This is a genomic window from Pseudokineococcus lusitanus, from assembly GCF_003751265.1.
Lineage (GTDB): Bacteria > Actinomycetota > Actinomycetes > Actinomycetales > Quadrisphaeraceae > Pseudokineococcus > Pseudokineococcus lusitanus.
This window is the reverse complement of the sequence record NZ_RJKN01000002.1, coordinates 41,222-57,425: the sequence shown is the minus strand read 5'-3', so window position 1 is coordinate 57,425 and position 16,204 is coordinate 41,222. Positions and strand designations below refer to the sequence as shown.

Below are 16,204 nucleotides of genomic sequence, written 5' to 3'. Positions count from 1 at the left end.
GGGCGTCCCGCGCGGGTCAGCGGGAGGGCAGGACCTCGGCCAGCCACGCCAGCAGCCGCGCCGTCACGACGGCGGGTGCCTCCTCGGCGAGGAAGTGGCCGACCCCGGGCAGGACCTCGAAGCGGTGCTGCGGACCGGCCCAGGCGGCCGGCGGCCGGGCGGCCCGCGGCGGCAGGAGGCCGTCGAGCTCGCCGTGGAGCTGGAGCACGGGCACCGAGAGCGGCCGCTCGAGGGCCGCCCGCAGCCGGCGGCCGTCCCGGCGGAGCGGGGAGCGGACCTCCCACCGGTGCCGCTCGACGGCGGCGCGGGAGGCCCACGGGGTCGACATGGCGGCGGCGTAGCGCTGCGCCTCGGCGGCCCCGGGCCACCCGGGGCCCGCCCAGCGGGCCAGCAGCTCGGGGACGAGCTCGCCCCGCAGGCGCCGCCCGGCGACGAGCGGGAGCTGCAGGCCGACGGTGTGCCGGTGGCTGACGACGTGCCGCGGCGCGAGGGCGGCCAGGGGGGCCGCCGTCGGGGGCGCGGCGGACAGGACGCCGACGGCGACGGTCGTGGCGGGCTCGAGCGCGGGCATGGCCCAGGCGACCTGCCCGCCGAGGCCCTGCCCCACGACGACGGCCCGGGACGCGCCGAGCGCCCGCACCACGCCGCCGACGTCGGCGGCCAGCGTCGTCGTGTCGTAGCCGCGGGGCGTCTTGTCGCTGGCCCCGCTGCCGCGCAGGTCCATGGCGGCGACGCGGTGCCCGGCGTCCGCGAGGGCGGTGATCTGGTGACGCCAGGCCCACCAGTGCTGCGGGAAGCCGTGCAGGAGCACCACGAGCGGTGCCGTCGCGGGCGCGGACGGGCCGGCGACGGCGACGTGGAACCGGGCCCCGCCCGCGGGGACGAGCCGGTGCTCCCACGGCCCGGGGACGAGGACCGGGTCGAGCCCGTCGTCGCCCGTCCCCGCCGGGCCCTGGGTCAGCGCTGGCCCTTGAGGGCGGCGATGCTGCCCTGGGCGGTGCGGACGGTGCGCTCGGGCGTGCCGACCTTGGAGACGCGGCTCTTGCCGACGAGCGCCAGCAGCCCGGCGAGCAGGAGGAGCACGCCGCCGACGACGAGGAACGCCGCCCACGTCGGCAGGACCAGCGCGAGGGCGAGCGAGCCGGCGACGAGGAGGAAGACGAGGGCGAGGAAGCCGAAGAGGGCCGCCCCGGCGAACATCCCCGCGCCGATGCCGGCGGTCTTCGCCTCGCCCGCGATCTCCGCCTTGGCGAGGGCGACCTCGCTCTTGACCAGCGCGAGCAGGTCGCGCTTGACCGCGACGACGAGCTGCCCCACGGAGCGCTCCTGCGCCGGCGCCGCGGGGGCGGCCGGGCGGGTCGACCCGGTCTGCGGGCGGTTCTGGCTCTGGGATGCGAGGTGGGCCACGGGTCCTCCAGGTGGTGCGGCACGGGCGGCGCGACGGGCGGTACTTCCGCACGGCCGGGAGGCCGTGCGGGGACCCCGCGGCTGCGCACGTGATCTCCGGGCGGCGAGCCTACGCAGCCGGGCGGTGGCGCGCGCCCCGGGAGGAGCGGGCCGGGTCGGGACGCACCGGGCGGGAGCGGGGACAGGGGCCCGGACGCAGCAGGACCCCGCGGACGGCGTCCACGGGGTCCTGCTGCGTCGGGAGGTGCTCAGCCGTCGGCGGCCGGGCCCTGCAGCCCGGCGCGGATGGTGCCCATGACGGAGCTGTCGGCCAGCGTCGTCACGTCGCCCGCCTCGCGGCCCTCGGCGACGTCGCGGAGCAGGCGGCGCATGATCTTCCCCGACCGCGTCTTCGGCAGCTCGGCGACGACGAGGACCTGGCGCGGCTTGGCGATGGGGCTGATCTCGCGGGCCACGTGGTCGCGCAGCTCCTTGACGAGCGCGGCGGCGTCCGCCTCGTCGCCCTCGCCGCTCACCGCGCGGGCGGCGTCGGCGCGGAGGATGACGAAGGCGCAGACCGCCTGGCCCGTCGTGTCGTCGGCGGCGCCGACGACGGCCGCCTCCGCGACGCTCGGGTGGCTGACGAGCGCCGACTCGATCTCGGCGGTCGACAGCCGGTGCCCCGAGACGTTCATGACGTCGTCGACCCGGCCGAGCAGCCAGACGTCGCCGTCCTCGTCGAGCCGGGCGCCGTCGCCGGCGAAGTACCTGCCGGGGAAGCGGGACCAGTACGTCTCGACGTAGCGGTCGTCGTCGCCCCAGATCCCGCGGAGCATCGAGGGCCACGGCTCGGTGAGGACGAGGTAGCCGGCCTGGCCGTCGGCCACCGGGGCGCCCGTGTCGTCGAGCACGGCCGCGCTGATGCCCGGCAGCGGGCGCTGGGCCGAGCCGGGCTTCGTCGTCGTGATCCCCGGCAGCGGCGAGATCATGATCGAGCCGGTCTCGGTCTGCCACCACGTGTCGACGACGGGCGTGCGGTCCGACCCGACGTGGCGGCGGTACCAGCCCCACGCCTCGGGGTTGATCGGCTCGCCGACGCTGCCGAGGAGGCGCAGCGACGAGAGGTCGTGGCCCGAGAGCAGGTCCGCGCCCCACTTCATGAAGGTCCGGACCGTCGTCGGCGCCGTGTAGAGCAGCGTGACGCCGTACCGCTCGACGACCTCCCACCACCGCTCGCGCGTGGGCGTGTCCGGGGTGCCCTCGTACATGACCTGCGTGACGCCGTTGGCGAGCGGCCCGTAGACGATGTAGCTGTGGCCGGTGACCCAGCCGATGTCGGCGGCGCACCAGTACACGTCGGTCTCGGGCCGGACGTCGAAGACGTTGCGGTGGGTGTACGCCGCGCCCGTGAGGTACCCGCCGCTCGTGTGGAGGATGCCCTTCGGCTTCCCCGTCGTGCCGGACGTGTAGAGGATGTAGAGCGGGTGCTCGGCGTCGAAGGCCTGCGCCTCGTGCTCCTCGCTCGCGCCGTCGACGACGTCGTGCCACCACACGTCGCGGCCCTCGGTCCACGCGACGTCCTGGCCGGTGCGGCGGACGACGAGGACCGACCGCACGGAGCGGCCCCCGCGCGCCGGGTCGCCGAGCGCCTCGTCGACGCTGGCCTTGAGCGGGGCCGCGGCGCCGCGGCGGTACCCGCCGTCGGCGGTGACGACGACGACCGCCTCGGCGTCGTCGACGCGGTTGCGCAGCGCGTCGGCGCTGAAGCCGCCGAAGACGACGCTGTGCGGGGCGCCGATGCGGGCGCACGCGAGCATCGCGACGACGGCCTCGGGGATCATCGGCAGGTAGAGGGCGACGCGGTCGCCGGCCTTCACGCCGAGGCCCTCGAGCGCGTTGGCGCAGCGCCGGACGTCGCGGGCGAGGTCGGCGTAGGTGATGGTGCGGCGGTCGCCGGGCTCGCCCTCCCAGTGGATCGCCACGCGGTCGCCGTTCCCGGCCTCGACGTGCCGGTCGACGCAGTTGTGCGCGACGTTGAGCCGGCCGCCGACGAACCAGCGGGCGAAGGGCGCCCGGTCCCAGTCGAGCGTCTGCGTGAAGTCGGTCTCCCAGTCCAGCAGCGTGCGGGCCTGGTCGGCCCAGAAGGCCAGCCGGTCGGCGTCCGCCCGCGCGTAGAGCTCGGGCTGCGCGACGGCGTCGCGCGCCAGGTCCGGCGGCGGCGGGTAGGTCTCCTGCGTGGTGGCCTCGTCGGGCACGGCGTGTCCTTCCTCGCGGGCGCGCCCGGGCGGGGCGCGGGTCGGTGCTGGTGCGGGTCGGGCGGCCGGGGCGGGGCCCCGGGACCGCGCCATGGTGGCGCGGGTCCGGCCGGTCGGCCCCCCGGCGGGCAGGGGGCCGACCGGCCGGGGTCCGTCAGTGGTCGACGGCCTTCTCGGCGCCCGCCCCGGTGAGGGCGCGCACCTCCATCTGGGCGGCCTTGGCCTCGTGGTCGGCCTCGGGCCTGCTCGTGACCGTGCCGAGCCAGCCGAGGAAGAAGGCCAGCGGGATGGAGACGATGCCGGGGTTGTCGAGGGGGAACCACGAGAAGTCCACGGACGTGTCGCGGATCATCGACGTCGAGGCGCCGGTGACCGGGTCCACGCGGCCGCTGACGACCGGCGACGACGCGATGAGCACGATCGTGCTGACGAGCCCGCCGTACATGCTCCACAGCGCGCCGCGGGTGGTGAAGCGGCGCCAGAAGAGCGAGTAGACGATCGTCGGCAGGTTGGCGCTGGCCGCCACCGCGAAGGCGAGGGCCACGAGGAAGGCGACGTTCTGGCCGATGGCCGCCATGCCGCCGAGGATCGCCACGACGCCGATGACGACGACGGTGCGGCGCGCCACCTTGAGCTCGCCGTCCGGGGAGACGGTGCCCTTCTTGATGACGCTGGCGTAGATGTCGTGCGCGAAGGACGTCGCCGCGGTGATGGCGAGGCCGGCGACGACGGCGAGGATCGTCGCGAAGGCGACCGCCGCGATGAGGCCCAGCAGGACCGTGCCGCCGAGCTGGAAGGCCAGGAGGGGCGCGGCCGAGTTCACGCCGCCGGGGGCGGCGAGGATGTCCTCGCGGCCCACGAGAGCCGCTGCGCCGTAGCCCAGGACGAGCGTCAGCAGGTAGAAGAGGCCGATGAGCCAGATGGCCCACACGACGCTGCGGCGGGCCTCCTTGCCGGTGGGCACCGTGTAGAAGCGCATGAGCACGTGCGGCAGGCCGGCGGTGCCGAGCACGAGGGCCAGCGACAGCGACAGGAAGTTGACGAGCGTCGTCGTGCTGGCGCCGTACTGGAGCCCGGGCCCGAGCAGCCGCTCGGCGTCCTCGAGGCCCTGCGACGCCGACGTGTCGACCGCCGCCTGGAGCACGGCGGACAGGTCGAAGCCGTACCGCGCGAGGACCCAGACGGTCATGACGAGGGCGCCGGCGATGAGCAGCACCGCCTTGACCATCTGGACGTAGGTGGTGCCCTTCATGCCGCCGATGAGGACGTACGCGATCATGACGAGGCCGACGACGGCGACGACGACGTACTGCCCCGCCTGCCCCTCGATGCCGAGGAGGAGGGCGACGAGGCCGCCGGCGCCCGCCATCTGCGCGATGAGGTAGAAGAAGCAGACGGCCAGCGTGGCCAGCGCCGCCGCCATGCGGATGGGGCGCTGCCGCAGCCGGAAGCTGAGGACGTCGGCCATCGTGAAGCGCCCGGTGTTGCGCAGGAGCTCGGCCACGAGCAGCAGGGCCACGAGCCACGCCACGAGGAAGCCGATGGAGTAGAGGAAGCCGTCGTAGCCGTAGACGGCGATGGCCCCGGCGATGCCGAGGAAGCTCGCCGCCGAGAGGTAGTCGCCGGCGATGGCGAAGCCGTTCTGGGGGCCGCTGAAGCTGCGGCCGCCGGCGTAGTAGTCCGCCGCGGTCTTCGTGCTCTTGCTCGCCCGCAGGACGATCGCGAGCGTCACGACGACGAAGACGAGGAAGATCGCGATGTTGAGGACCGGGGAGCCGACGTCGAGCGTCGTCGGTGCTGCGAGGACGCCCATCAGACCGCCGCCCCCTCGATGCGCTCCCGGAGGCGCTCGGCCTCGGGGTCGAACTTCTTGTCCGCCCACGAGCGGTAGATCATCGTGATGGCGAACGTCGAGACGAACTGCCCCAGACCGAAGAGCAGGCCCACGGTGATGGTGCTGCCGCCGAGACGCTGGCTCATGAAGCCGGGGGCGAAGGCGGCGAGCAGGACGTAGAGCGCGTACCAGGACAGGAACAGCGCGGTCATCGGGAAGATGAAGCGGCGGAAGCTGCGGCGCAGGGCCGCGAACTCGGGCGTCTGCTGCACCTCCTCCGCGGTGGCGGGCCGCGAGGGCCCCCCGGGCCGGGCGGCGTCGCCGCTCGCCGGCTCCTCGTGCGGTCGGGGCATCGGTGCCTCCTGCGCGGGCCGGCGGCTCTGCCGGCGTCGTGGGACCCGGGCCGTCGTCGGACCCGGTGGGCCGCAGGGTGCCACAGGCCTCCGACGGTCCGGGGCGGCACGACCGCGGCGCGCCGGTAGCGGTCCGCGGGAGCACCCGGGCGGCGTGCGGACGACCGTCGTCCACAGGCGGCAGGCGGGCCCCGGCGGGAGACCCGCCCGTCGTCCTAGCGTGCGGCGCGGTCCGGGCGGTGGCCCGGGACGTCGCCCGCCGGGGCGGGACGGAGGGGGAGCCGTGGGGGCGGGTGCCGGACGGGTCGTCGTGGACGGGGAGCGGCTCCTGGCCGTCCGGGCCGCTCTCGTGACGACGGCGGAGGACCTCGCCGCGGTCGCCGCCCGGGGGACGGCGCTGGCGCCGTCCGTGCTCGGCGGCCGTCGCCTCGTCCGGGAGGTCGAGCGGGCGCAGGCGGACTGGGCGACCCACGTCGGGGCCCTCCGGCGGCTGGCCGACGTCGCCGCGGCGGACCTCGGGGCGGCGGCCGCGGCCTACGACGGCTGCGAGGCCGCCGTGGCGGCGTCGTTCGTCCCGGCGGTCCTCGGGCCCCCGGCGCCGCCGGTCCCGCTCGGACCGACACCGCCAGGGCTCCCCGGCCCCGTCGCCGGGCCGGACCCGGACGGTGCCGCGACCCCGGCCGTGCTCGGCCCGCCCGCCCCGGCCGACGGCGGGGCGCCGTGACCGCGCGGCACCTGCCGGCGCTGGGCTTCGACCCCTGCCCCGGCGACGTCGCCGGCTGCCGGTCCCTCGCGGCGGCGCTGCGAGGGCTGGCGGCCCGGCTGGACGCGGCGGGGCACGCGGCGAGGGAGGAGGCGGGCGCGTGGGAGGGACCGGCCTCCCGCGCCCACCGCGAGCGCGTGGCCGCGCTGCCGAGCGCGCTGCGGCTCGTCGCCGTGGGCGTGGTCGGGGCGGCCGACGTCGTCGACGCCTGGGGCGCCGCGCTCGCGCGGCTGCAGCGGGAGGCCGACCTGCTGGAGGTCCGGATGGCCGCGGCCACGCAGGAGGTGGGGCGGGTGTCCGGTGCCGTGGCCGTCGCGCAGCGGCTCGTGGGCGGCGGCCGGGGGCCGGCCGTGGACCCGTTGGCCCGCGCGCGCGAGGTGGCCGGCGCGACGGCGCGGCTCGACGCGGCGGCGGCCGTCGCCGCGGGCGTGGCGGCGGAGGCCCGGCAGCTGCACGAGCGCTACGCCGAGGAGGAGGGGCGGGCGGCGCAGCGCCTCGCCGCGGCGACGGCCGAGGGGCTCCGGGCGCCGTGGGCGGGGCAGGGCGGCGGTCCCGTCGGGGCGGAGGACGGCTCGGACGTCGTGGCCGCGGACGGCGGCACCGTCCGGCCGGGCCGGACGCCCGTCGCGCGCCTGCGGCGCGAGGTGTGGGAGGACGGGGTGGGCGAGCACGTCCACGTCCACGCGGCCGGCTACGCCGCCGTCTCGCGCGGGTCGGCGGCCGTCTCCACCGTGCTCGCGCCCGTGCCGCTCGCGCCGGCGCAGGTGGGCTCGCGGGCGGCGGCGGTGGTCGGCGGGGCGTCCGACGCGGCGCTCGGCCACTTCGTCCAGCACGACACCGGGGCCGCCCTCGGCGGCGTCGCGGCCGTCGGGCTGGCGGGGACGGGGGGCGCCGTGGCCCGGGCCGCGGCCGCGTCCCCCGGGAGGGCCGTCACCGCGTCGTCGGAGGTCGGGCTGGAGACGGGGACCGCGGTCGTCGGCGTCGTCACGGCCGTGCCGCGGTCCGCCGTCCCGCCGTGGGAGCGGCCGGACCACCTCGGGGCGGCCCGGCGCACCTCCGCCGAGCAGGCACGCCGCGACGACGGCGCGCGGGCCGCCGCCGGGGCCGCGCGCCGGGCACGGGAGGTCGAGCGCTGCGTGCGACGCGGCGAGGGGTGACGCCGGGCGCGGGTCAGGCGGCCGGCAGGCGCAGGCGGGCCCAGGCGGCCGCGTGGTCGGTGCCCGCGACGGGCGCGGTGCCGGCCGCGACGACGTGGACGCCGTGGACGAGCACGTGGTCGATGGCCAGGAGGCCGTGGAGACCGGGAAGGCCCGGCCACCGGCCCGGCGAGGGCCACGTGGGCCGCCGCCCGCCGCCGACCTCGTGCGCGGCGAGGCGCAGCGGCCCGCCGGGCGCCAGGAGGCGGCGCAGGCACGCGTGGTCGGCGGTGGCGTTGAGGTCGCCCAGCACGACGAGGGGCCCCGGACGCGCGGCGACGTGCTCGCGCGCCCACCGGTCGAGGGCGCCGAGCTGGCGGCGCCACGCGCCGACGTCGTCGGTCGCGGGGTAGTAGGGGTGGACGGCGCGGACGACGAGCGGCGCGCGGCCCGGGACGGCCACCTCGACGAGCGGGTTGTCGCTGCTGGGGTCCTGGCCCGGGCCGGGCGCGGCGGTGCCCTCGAGCGGGAGCCGTCCGAGGGGGCCGAGGACGGCGGGGACCGCGAGAGGCCAGCGGGAGAGGACGACCGTGCCGACGCCGCCGTCGGCCGCCCGCCCGACCCGGTGCGGGAGCTCGTCGGCCAGCCCGGCGCCCTCCAAACGGGACAGCCCGGCGGGCGACACCTCGACGAGCGCGACGACGTCGGGGCGGACCCGGCGCAGCAGCGACGCCGTGGCGGCGGCGTCCGCCCGGCCGTACCAGGTGTTGACGGCGAGGACGACGACCTCGTCGCCCTCCGCCGTCGCCCGGCGCTCGTCGGGCGCGACCGCCCACCAGGCCGGCAGCGCGAGGACGACGTGGACGGCCAGCAGCGCCCCGGCGAGGACGGCGAGGAGCCCGGCGCCCGTGACGAGGCCGACGGCCAGCGCCCCGGCCGCGGCCGGGCCGACGAGCGGGACGAGCGCCTGGGCGCGGACGACGAGCGGCGCCCCGCGGCGGTCGTGGTCGACGTCCCACCACCGGGTGGTGGTGAGCAGGGCGCCGAGGACGACGAGGACGACCAGGACGACGAGGGCCGCGGTCACGGTCAGCGGCCCTCGCCGTCGCCGACCGGGGCGCTCGCGGGGTCGTCCGGGCAGGCACGACCCAGGGCGACGCCGAGGCCGGTCCCCGTGCTGTAGGGGTCGAGGAAGAGGAAGGACTCCCCGGGACCGGTGCCGGCGTCGTCGCTCCTGCGGGCCACGAGGACGGGCGCGAGGGCGTCCGCGCCGAGGGCCAGCGCGGCGTCGCAGTCGGGCGGGTCGACCGTCAGCGGCACCGGCGTCTGCCCCGGCCCGACGACGGCACCGCCGCCGCCCGCCTCCAGGGCCACCCCGAGCGGCCCCGGGTCGTCGACGACGACCGTGTAGGCGACGTCGGTGGCGTTGTCGACGACGACGGTCAGCACGCCGCCGTCCCCGACCTCGGTCCCCACCACGGACGGGGTCGTCGTCGGCGGGAGGTCGACGCACGCCTGCGAGAGGGGGTCGCCCCCCACGCCGCCGAAGCCGATGCCGGTGTCCACGCTCGGCAGGTCGACGACGGGTGTCCCGCCCCCCGCCGTGCGCACGCGGACCCAGGGCTCCCAGGCCGGGAGGTCGTCGCAGGACGCCGTCACGGACAGGTTGAGGTAGGCGCTCCCGGCCGCGGGCACGACGGCGCCGCCGTCCGGCACCGCCCGGCCCGGCCGGAGCTGGCTGACCTCCCCCTCGACCCTCTCGTCGCGGCCGACGCCGCCGCCGACGACCTCCACGTCCTCGTCGCCGGTGTTGACGAGCACGAGGTTCACCTGGATGAGGTCCTCGGCGCCGCCCGGCACCAGGCCGCTGGCCCAGGACTCGCCGGCGGCGAGGGCCACGCGGTCGGCGTCCCGCGCGCGGACCGCCAGACCCGTGCCCGCCGCCCCGAGGAGGGCGCCGACGACGAGGAGCCCGACCGCACGACGGCCGCCCGGGCGCAGGAGCGCCCGCGCGCCCCGCGGCCCGTCGTCGGCGGGCGGGGTGCGGCCGGGGTCCGCGAGGGGACCGTCGAGGTCGTCGGTCACGCCGTCCCCGACCTCCGTCGGGCCGGGGGGGACCGGCGGCGCCGCGGGAGGGGGCGTCGAGGGGGCGGAGGGGGCCTCGGGGGGCGAGGACGGCGTCCCGGGGAGGGGCGCCCGCCACGGCGAGCGCTCCTCGTCGCCGATGCTGTCGCGGCTCACGCCGCCCCCCGCCCGCGGCGCGGGAGCGGCGCGAAGCGCAGGACCGGCCACTGCCGCCCCCGGGCCGCCCGCAGCAGCGCCCGGTCCGGGTTGACGGCGTGCGGCCGCCCCACGAGCTCGAGCAGGGGGAGGTCCGTCACCGAGTCCGAGTAGGCGGTGCTGCGGGCGAGGTCGTAGCCGTGCTCGTCGGCGAGGTCCCGGGCCATCACCGCCTTGTGCGGCCCGTAGGCGTAGACGTCCAGGTCGCCCGTCCAGCGGCCGTCCACCGCGGTGAGGCGGGAGGCCAGCACGTGCTGGGCGCCGACGAGGCGGGCGATCGGCTCCGCGACCTCGACGGCCGCGGTCGTCACGAGCGCCACGGCGTCGCCGCGGCGGCGGTGCTCCGTGACGAGCGCCCGGGCCTCGGCGAAGACGAGCGGGGCGAGGTGGCTGTGCAGCGCCGCCTCGACGACCTCGACGACGGTGCGGCGGTCCCACCCGGCCACCTGCGCCGCGACGAGGCGACGGCCCCGCTCCATCCGGGCGTGGTCGGCGCCGCCACGGGTGAAGACCAGCTGCTCCCGCAGCGCCCTCATGAGGCCGGCGAGGGGCAGGAGGCCCGCGGCGTGGAGGGGCCCCGCGAGCGCCAGCACGCTCGAGCGGGCGAGGAGGGTCCGGTCGACGTCGAAGAGGGCCACGGCCTGCGGCTCCGGCGTCGTCGGCACGGGGGCAGCGTAGGCAGGTGCCCCGAGGCGCGAGGGCCGGACGGGTGCGCCCGGGAGGGTGGGTCCTCGGTGGGGTGAGCGGGCGGCGCGCACAGGCGCCACCGCGGCGGGCCCGTCCACCGGCGCGCCGCGCGGTCGGACGCCGACCGTCCGCGACGGCTCTGCTGGCCCCGGCGGTCCGTGCGGCCCGCCGGGCCCGCCCGCGGGCGGGGACGGGAGGTGGGGCGTGGCGACGGTCGGCGAGGGTGCCCGGGGGCGCCCGGGCGCGGAGCTCGTGACGGGGTCGGCGTGGCTGGCCGAGCAGGTCCGGCGGTGCGCCGCGCTGGCCGGCGCCGCGTGCGAGGTGGTCGGGCCGGGGGCGGTCGGTCACGGCGGGGACCGCCCGACGGGCGTCGGTGCGCCGGCGGTCACGGGACCGGGCGGGGGGGTCCGGCTCGAGCTCCTCGGCGACGACGTCCTGGCCCGGACGGCCGCCCCGCCGGTGGCCGGGGCGCGGCGCCTCGTCGTCGCCGCCGCCCCGGCCGACGAGGGCGTCTGGCGCCGGGCGCTCGAGGCGGGGGCCGTCGCCGTGCTGGTCCTGCCCGGCGACGAGGGGCGGCTCGTCGACGAGCTGCTGCTCGCCGCGGACGGGCGGCCGGCCGACGCGGCCGTGGTCGCCGTCGTCGGCGGGTGCGGCGGTGCGGGGGCCTCGACGACGGCGGTCGCGCTCGCCCTGGCCGCGGCGGGCGTCGACCGCGGTCGACGCCCCGCCGCGGTCCTGCTCGCGGACCTCGACCCGCTCGGACCGGGGGCGGACGTGCTGCTCGGCGTGGAGGAGGAGCCCGGCCTGCGCTGGCCGGACCTCGCCGGCGTCCGCGGGACCCTCCGGCCGGACCTCCTCGACGGCGTGCTGCCGCACGCCGCCGGTGTCGACGTGCTCGCCCCCGGCCGGCCGGGGGCGGGCCCGTCCGTCCCCCCGGAGGCGGCGCGGGCGGTGGTGGCGGCGGCGCGGCGCAGCCACGACGTCGTCGTGCTCGACCTCCCCCGCGACCCCTCGGTGGTGCGCGCCGCGGTGGCCGGCGCGGGCGGCGGGCCCCCGCTCCTCGTCGTGCTGCCGGCGGACGTCGGCGCCGGGGTCGCCGCGGCCCGCCTGCTGGCCGCTCTCGGGCCCGGCCTCCCGCCCGTGCACCTGCTCGTGCGGGACGGGGCGCCCGCGACGGCGACGCCCGCCCAGCTGGGCCGGGCGCTCGGCTCCCTCTCGGTCCGCGCCCTGCCGGCCGACGGACCGCTCGCCGCCCGGCTGGCCCGGGGCGCGGCGCCCCCGCACCGGCGGCCGGTACCGCTCCTGCGGGCGGCCGAGGAGGTGCTCGAGGACGTCGCGGGTCTCGTCGGGCCCCCGGGCCGTCGCCGGTCCGGGCCGCCGCCGGCCCGACGGGCGCGGACGGGACGCGGACCGGCCCCGGCCCCGACCCCGGCCGCGACCCCGGCGTCGGGGGCCCCGGCGCCGCCCGGCCCGGGGTGGCGGCCCGGCGTCCCGGGCCGCCTGCCGGCCCGCGCCGTCGTGGGGACCCGGTGACCGCGGCGACGGCCCACCCGGCCGCGGTGGACCCCGGCCTGCTGGCGCGGGTGCGGGCCGCCCTCGTCGCGGAGGACGGGGGCGCCACGCCGCTGCAGGTGGCCCGGGCGCTGACGGCCGACCCACGCCCGCTCGGCACCGACGGCCTGCTCGCCGCGGGCCCGCGGCTGGGCGCCGAGCTGGTCGGGGCCGGGCCCCTGCAGGTCCTGCTCGACGCGCCGGGGACCACGGACGTCCTCGTCAACGGCCCCCGGGAGGTGTGGGTGGACGGGGACGGCGGCCCGGGCGGCGACGGGCTGCGCCGGGCGCGGGTGGACCTCGGCGACGAGGCGGCCGTGCGCGCCCTCGCCGTCCGGCTCGCCGCGGGCGCCGGACGGCGTCTCGACGACGCGAGCCCGTGCGTCGACGCGCGCCTGCCCGACGGCGTCCGCCTCCACGCGGTGCTGCCCCCGGTCTCGCCCGGCGGCACGGTCATCTCGCTGCGCGTGCCCCGCCGCCGCGCGCTCGACCTGGGGCGGCTCGTCGCCGGCGGCGCGGTGCCCGCGGCGTGGGCGCCGGTGCTCCGCGCGCTCGTGCGCCGTCGGCTCGCCTTCCTCGTGTCCGGCGGGACGGGGGCGGGCAAGACGACCGTACTGTCGGTCCTCCTCGGGCTGGCGGACCCCGCGGAGCGCGTCGTGCTCGTCGAGGACGCCGGCGAGCTGCTGCCCGCGCTGCCGCACGTCGTCCGGCTGGAGGCCCGGCACGGCAACGTCGAGGGCGCCGGTGCGGTCGGCCTCGCGGACCTCGTGCGCCAGGCCCTGCGGATGCGGCCCGACCGGCTCGTCGTCGGGGAGTGCCGCGGCGCCGAGGTGCGGGACCTGCTGGCCGCGCTCAACACCGGGCACGAGGGCGGCTGCGGCACGGTCCACGCCAACGCGGCCGCCGACGTGCCGGCCCGCCTCGAGGCCCTGGCGGCCCTCGGCGGCCTCGACGGGCGCGCGCTCGCCGCCCAGGCGGCCAGCGCCCTCGACGTCGTCCTGCACGTGCGGCGCGGCCCGGCGGGACGGCGGCTCGAGGAGGTGGCGGTCGTCGGCCGCCGCGGCGACGAGCTCGTCGTCGAGCCGGCTCTCGACCGTGCGGGGGCGGGACCCGCGTGGCCCGTCCTGGCGCGGCGGCTCGGGCTCGACCCGGCCGAGGAGCGGGCCGCGGCGGGCGGCGACGGCGGCCGGGGCCCCGGGGGGACGCCGTCGTGAGCGCCGTGGTCGTGGCCGCGCTCGTCGGCGCGGCCGTGCTGCTCGCCGGCCCGGGCCGGGGCCGGGCGGTCGCGCGGCTCGAGCGGCTGGTGGGCCCGGCGGCCGGGCCCGGACGCCCTCCCGCGGCCGGCGGCGTCGCCGTGCGCCGGCTCGTCGCCGCCGTGCCCCGACGGCGCGAGGCCGTGCGCGTCGGGGCCGCGGCGGGGGCGGACCTCGCCCAGCTCGCGGTCCTCCTCCGGGCGGGCCCCGCGGCGCCGACGGCGTGGCGGCACCTCGTCGAGGCCTGCGGTCCCGGCCCGGCGGGTGCGTGGGCCGCGGCCGCCGCGGCGGCCGCGCGGGGCGAGCCCTGCGCCCCCGCGCTCCGGGCCCGCCTGCCGGGGCTCGACGACGCCACGGGCCGGCGGGCGGTCGCGGCGGCCGCGGCGTCCGTCGAGGTCTGCGAGCGCACCGGGGCGCCCCCGGCCCTCGTGCTGCGACGCCTGGCGGCGGCGCTGCGCGAGGACGCCGACGCCGACGACGCGCGGACGGCCGCCCTCGCCGCGCCCCGGGCGACGGCCCGCGTCCTCCTGGCGCTCCCGCTCCTCGGGCTCGTCCTCGGCACGCTGGCGGGGGCGGCGCCCCTCGCCGTCCTGGTGGGCACGCCGCTCGGCCGCGCGTGCGCCGTCGGGGGCCTGATGCTCGCCGGGGCGGGCCTGGTGTGGGTGCGCCGTCTCGTCGCGGCGGCCCGCCGGCCGCCGTCGCCGTGAGCGCCGTCGTCGCCCTGCTCGTCCTCGCGGCGGGGGTCGTCGTGCTCGCGCCGGCGGAGGACCCGCGGCTGCCCCGGCTCGTCGCCCCCGGGACGTCGGAGCGACCTGCCGCGGCCAGCCGGTGGAGGTGGCGCGGCCGTCGGGGCGAGGAGGGCGACGGCCTCGACGTGCCGCTGCTGCTCGACCTCGTCGCCGCGGCGCTCGACGCGGGCACACCGCCCGGCCCGGCGCTCGGGGCGGCCGTGCGGGCGACCGCGGCGACCCGGGACGGCGCGCCGACGGCGGACGAGGAGGAGCTGCGCCGGCGCTGCGGGCTGCTGCGGCTCGGCGCGCCGTGGGACGAGGCGTGGGCGGGCGCCCCCGCCACCCTCCGCCCGCTCGTGGGCCCCCTCGGCCTGGCCGCCCGGGCGGGGGCGCCGGGGGCCGCGCTGCTGCGCGACGCCGCCACCGAGCTGCGCCGCCGTCGGGCCCGCGAGGCCCAGCGCCGCGCGGCGGCGTTGGGCGTGCGGCTCGTCCTGCCCCTCGGCGTCTGCGCCCTGCCGGCCTTCGCGCTCGTCGGCGTCGTGCCGGTCGTGCTCGCCCTGGCCGGACGGGTGCTGGCCCCGTGAGCGGCGTCGCCCGGTCGTCCACACCGGGCCCCCAGCGGCCCCGACCCACAGGTCGGCCGCGGGCCGGGACGGGTGCCGCGTCGCCCGTCGACCATCGGGGAGGCGGTCGCACCGGGCGGCCGCAGGAGGAGGCCCCCATGAGCACCGCACCCCCGTCCCCGTCGTCGACCACCACGACGGCGGGACCCACCGCGGGTCCCGCCGCGCCGGTCGGGCGGGCGCCCGTCCCCGCGCGGCGGGCCGCGGTCACCGCCACGGCCGACGCCGGCATGGCGACGGCCGAGTACGCGATCGCCACGCTCGCCGCCTGCGGGTTCGCCGGGCTGCTGCTCGCCATCCTCGCGGGCGACCAGGTCCGCGGGCTGCTCCTCGGCATCGTCCAGCGGGCCCTGGGCTCGGTGTGACCCGCCCGCCCGACCGGGCCGCGCCCGGGGAGGACGCGGCGCGTGAGGCCGTCGGGCGTGGCCCGGTCGGGCGGCGTGGCCTGGTCGCGCGGGGCGGCCTGGTCGGGCGGGGTGGCCCCGCCCGACGGGACGCCGGCGGCGTCACCGCCGAGCTCGCGCTCGGTCTGGTCGCGGTGGTCGTCGCCCTGTCCGCCGTCCTGTCGGTCGGGCGGGCGGTGGAGGCGCAGGTCCGGGTGGTGGACGCGGCCACCGCCGGAGCCCGGGCCGCGGCCCGGGGGGCGTCGCCGGCCGACGTGGCGGCGGCGGCCGGCGCCGTCGCCGGGCCGGGCGCCGGCACCTCCTCCGCGGTCGGCGGCGGCCGGGCCGTCGTCGTCGTGCGGGCCCGGGTCGAGCTCCTGCTCCCCGGCACGCCCTCGCTGCCGGTCGTCGGCCGCTCGACGGCGGCGGTCGAGGTGGGCGCCGGCGAGGGGGCGGTCGGCGGGGTCGCCGGAGCGGCCGGTGACGGACCGCCGTCGGGTGCCCCGTGACGGCCGCAGCACCCTGCGCGACGAGGAGTCGGACGGCTCTCCGGCCGGTGCGGCGTCGTCCCGTCGTCCCGCGGCGGCCCGCGGGCGACGACGGCGCGGGCACCGTCCTCGTCCTCGCGGTGGTCCTCGCGGCCCTGCTCCTGGCGACGGCGGTCGCGGTGCTCGGCACGGCCGTCGTCGCCCGGCACCGGGCGGCGGGCGTCGCGGACCTCGCCGCGCTCGCGGCCGCCGACGTGCTCCTCGGCCGGACAGCCGGCGACCCCTGCGCCGCCGCGGCGTCCGTCGCGGCGGCGGGCGGCGCCGCGCTGGCCCGGTGCACCCCGGCCGGCCAGGAGGTCGTCGTCGAGGTGCGGGTCGACGTCCGGGGCGTCCTCGCCGGCCTCGGCCCCGCCCGGGGGTCCGCGCGGACGGGGCCGGCCCCGGTGACGGCGCCGTGACGGCCCACGCCCGGTCCGCCGGG

At 80.1% G+C, this 16,204-nt stretch carries 17 protein-coding genes; 9 read left to right on the top strand and 8 right to left on the bottom strand.

From position 1 onward, the window contains the following. Positions 1 to 16: 16 nt before the first annotated feature. The 5 genes from EDC03_RS03510 to EDC03_RS03490 form a co-directional block, all read right to left on the bottom strand. On the bottom strand, positions 17 to 814 hold the full coding sequence (locus tag EDC03_RS03510) for an alpha/beta fold hydrolase (RefSeq protein WP_241967014.1): 798 nt from the start codon (positions 812 to 814) through the stop codon (positions 17 to 19). Between the two features lie 143 nt (positions 815 to 957). Continuing rightward, entirely contained in the window at positions 958 to 1,407 is a 450-nt protein-coding gene (locus EDC03_RS17480; RefSeq protein WP_158674189.1) for a phage holin family protein, read from the bottom strand. A 248-nt stretch (positions 1,408 to 1,655) separates the two neighbouring features. Continuing rightward, a complete protein-coding gene (gene acs / locus EDC03_RS03500; RefSeq protein ID WP_123378854.1) occupies positions 1,656 to 3,734 on the bottom strand; it encodes an acetate--CoA ligase in 2,079 nt (692 codons plus the stop codon). A gap of 61 nt (positions 3,735 to 3,795) precedes the next feature. Then, positions 3,796 to 5,454 carry a solute symporter family protein gene (locus EDC03_RS03495; protein ID WP_123378853.1) on the bottom strand — a complete coding sequence of 553 codons (1,659 nt, stop codon included), beginning with the start codon at positions 5,452 to 5,454 and terminating at the stop codon, positions 3,796 to 3,798. Continuing rightward, positions 5,454 to 5,828, bottom strand: coding sequence for a DUF485 domain-containing protein (locus tag EDC03_RS03490; RefSeq protein WP_123378852.1), 375 nt, complete (start codon positions 5,826 to 5,828; stop codon positions 5,454 to 5,456). The genes EDC03_RS03495 and EDC03_RS03490 overlap by 1 nt, the downstream gene beginning before the upstream one ends. A gap of 283 nt (positions 5,829 to 6,111) precedes the next feature. Between EDC03_RS03490 and EDC03_RS03485 the strand changes: the two genes are divergently transcribed. Continuing rightward, the gene (locus tag EDC03_RS03485) at positions 6,112 to 6,552 is read left to right on the top strand and encodes a hypothetical protein (RefSeq protein WP_123378851.1); all 441 of its coding nucleotides are present in this window, start codon (positions 6,112 to 6,114) and stop codon (positions 6,550 to 6,552) included. After that, complete coding sequence (locus EDC03_RS03480) at positions 6,549 to 7,748, top strand: hypothetical protein (RefSeq protein ID WP_123378850.1); 1,200 nt, start codon at positions 6,549 to 6,551, stop codon at positions 7,746 to 7,748. The genes EDC03_RS03485 and EDC03_RS03480 overlap by 4 nt, the downstream gene beginning before the upstream one ends. Before the next feature lie 13 nt (positions 7,749 to 7,761). Here EDC03_RS03480 and EDC03_RS03475 read toward each other — a convergent pair whose 3' ends face one another. The 3 genes from EDC03_RS03475 to EDC03_RS03465 are packed head-to-tail and all read right to left on the bottom strand — an operon-like array spanning position 7,762 to position 10,672. Next, positions 7,762 to 8,814: an endonuclease/exonuclease/phosphatase family protein gene (locus EDC03_RS03475; RefSeq protein WP_123378849.1), complete on the bottom strand. Its 1,053-nt coding sequence runs from the start codon at positions 8,812 to 8,814 to the stop codon at positions 7,762 to 7,764. A 2-nt stretch (positions 8,815 to 8,816) separates the two neighbouring features. Beyond that, entirely contained in the window at positions 8,817 to 9,968 is a 1,152-nt protein-coding gene (locus tag EDC03_RS03470; RefSeq protein WP_123378848.1) for a hypothetical protein, read from the bottom strand. Then, entirely contained in the window at positions 9,965 to 10,672 is a 708-nt protein-coding gene (locus EDC03_RS03465) for an HAD family hydrolase (protein WP_158674188.1), read from the bottom strand. The genes EDC03_RS03470 and EDC03_RS03465 overlap by 4 nt, the downstream gene beginning before the upstream one ends. Before the next feature lie 226 nt (positions 10,673 to 10,898). Between EDC03_RS03465 and ssd the strand changes: the two genes are divergently transcribed. The 7 genes from ssd to EDC03_RS03435 all read left to right on the top strand — a co-directional run bounded on the left by ssd (position 10,899) and on the right by EDC03_RS03435 (position 16,181). Next, entirely contained in the window at positions 10,899 to 12,227 is a 1,329-nt protein-coding gene (gene ssd / locus EDC03_RS03460; RefSeq protein WP_158674187.1) for a septum site-determining protein Ssd, read from the top strand. Further along, entirely contained in the window at positions 12,224 to 13,459 is a 1,236-nt protein-coding gene (locus EDC03_RS03455) for a TadA family conjugal transfer-associated ATPase (RefSeq protein WP_241967012.1), read from the top strand. The genes ssd and EDC03_RS03455 overlap by 4 nt, the downstream gene beginning before the upstream one ends. Continuing rightward, the gene (locus EDC03_RS17475; protein WP_158674186.1) at positions 13,456 to 14,205 is read left to right on the top strand and encodes a type II secretion system F family protein; all 750 of its coding nucleotides are present in this window, start codon (positions 13,456 to 13,458) and stop codon (positions 14,203 to 14,205) included. Before EDC03_RS03455 ends, EDC03_RS17475 begins: the two co-directional genes overlap by 4 nt. After that, the gene (locus EDC03_RS17470) at positions 14,202 to 14,813 is read left to right on the top strand and encodes a type II secretion system F family protein (RefSeq protein WP_158674185.1); all 612 of its coding nucleotides are present in this window, start codon (positions 14,202 to 14,204) and stop codon (positions 14,811 to 14,813) included. The genes EDC03_RS17475 and EDC03_RS17470 overlap by 4 nt, the downstream gene beginning before the upstream one ends. A 137-nt stretch (positions 14,814 to 14,950) precedes the next feature. After that, positions 14,951 to 15,217: a DUF4244 domain-containing protein gene (locus tag EDC03_RS03445; RefSeq protein WP_123378846.1), complete on the top strand. Its 267-nt coding sequence runs from the start codon at positions 14,951 to 14,953 to the stop codon at positions 15,215 to 15,217. Continuing rightward, positions 15,214 to 15,744, top strand: a complete 531-nt coding sequence (locus tag EDC03_RS03440) for a TadE family type IV pilus minor pilin (RefSeq protein ID WP_123378845.1) — start codon at positions 15,214 to 15,216, stop codon at positions 15,742 to 15,744. The genes EDC03_RS03445 and EDC03_RS03440 overlap by 4 nt, the downstream gene beginning before the upstream one ends. Before the next feature lie 47 nt (positions 15,745 to 15,791). After that, complete coding sequence (locus EDC03_RS03435) at positions 15,792 to 16,181, top strand: Rv3654c family TadE-like protein (RefSeq protein ID WP_199719912.1); 390 nt, start codon at positions 15,792 to 15,794, stop codon at positions 16,179 to 16,181. Positions 16,182 to 16,204 lie beyond the last annotated feature (23 nt).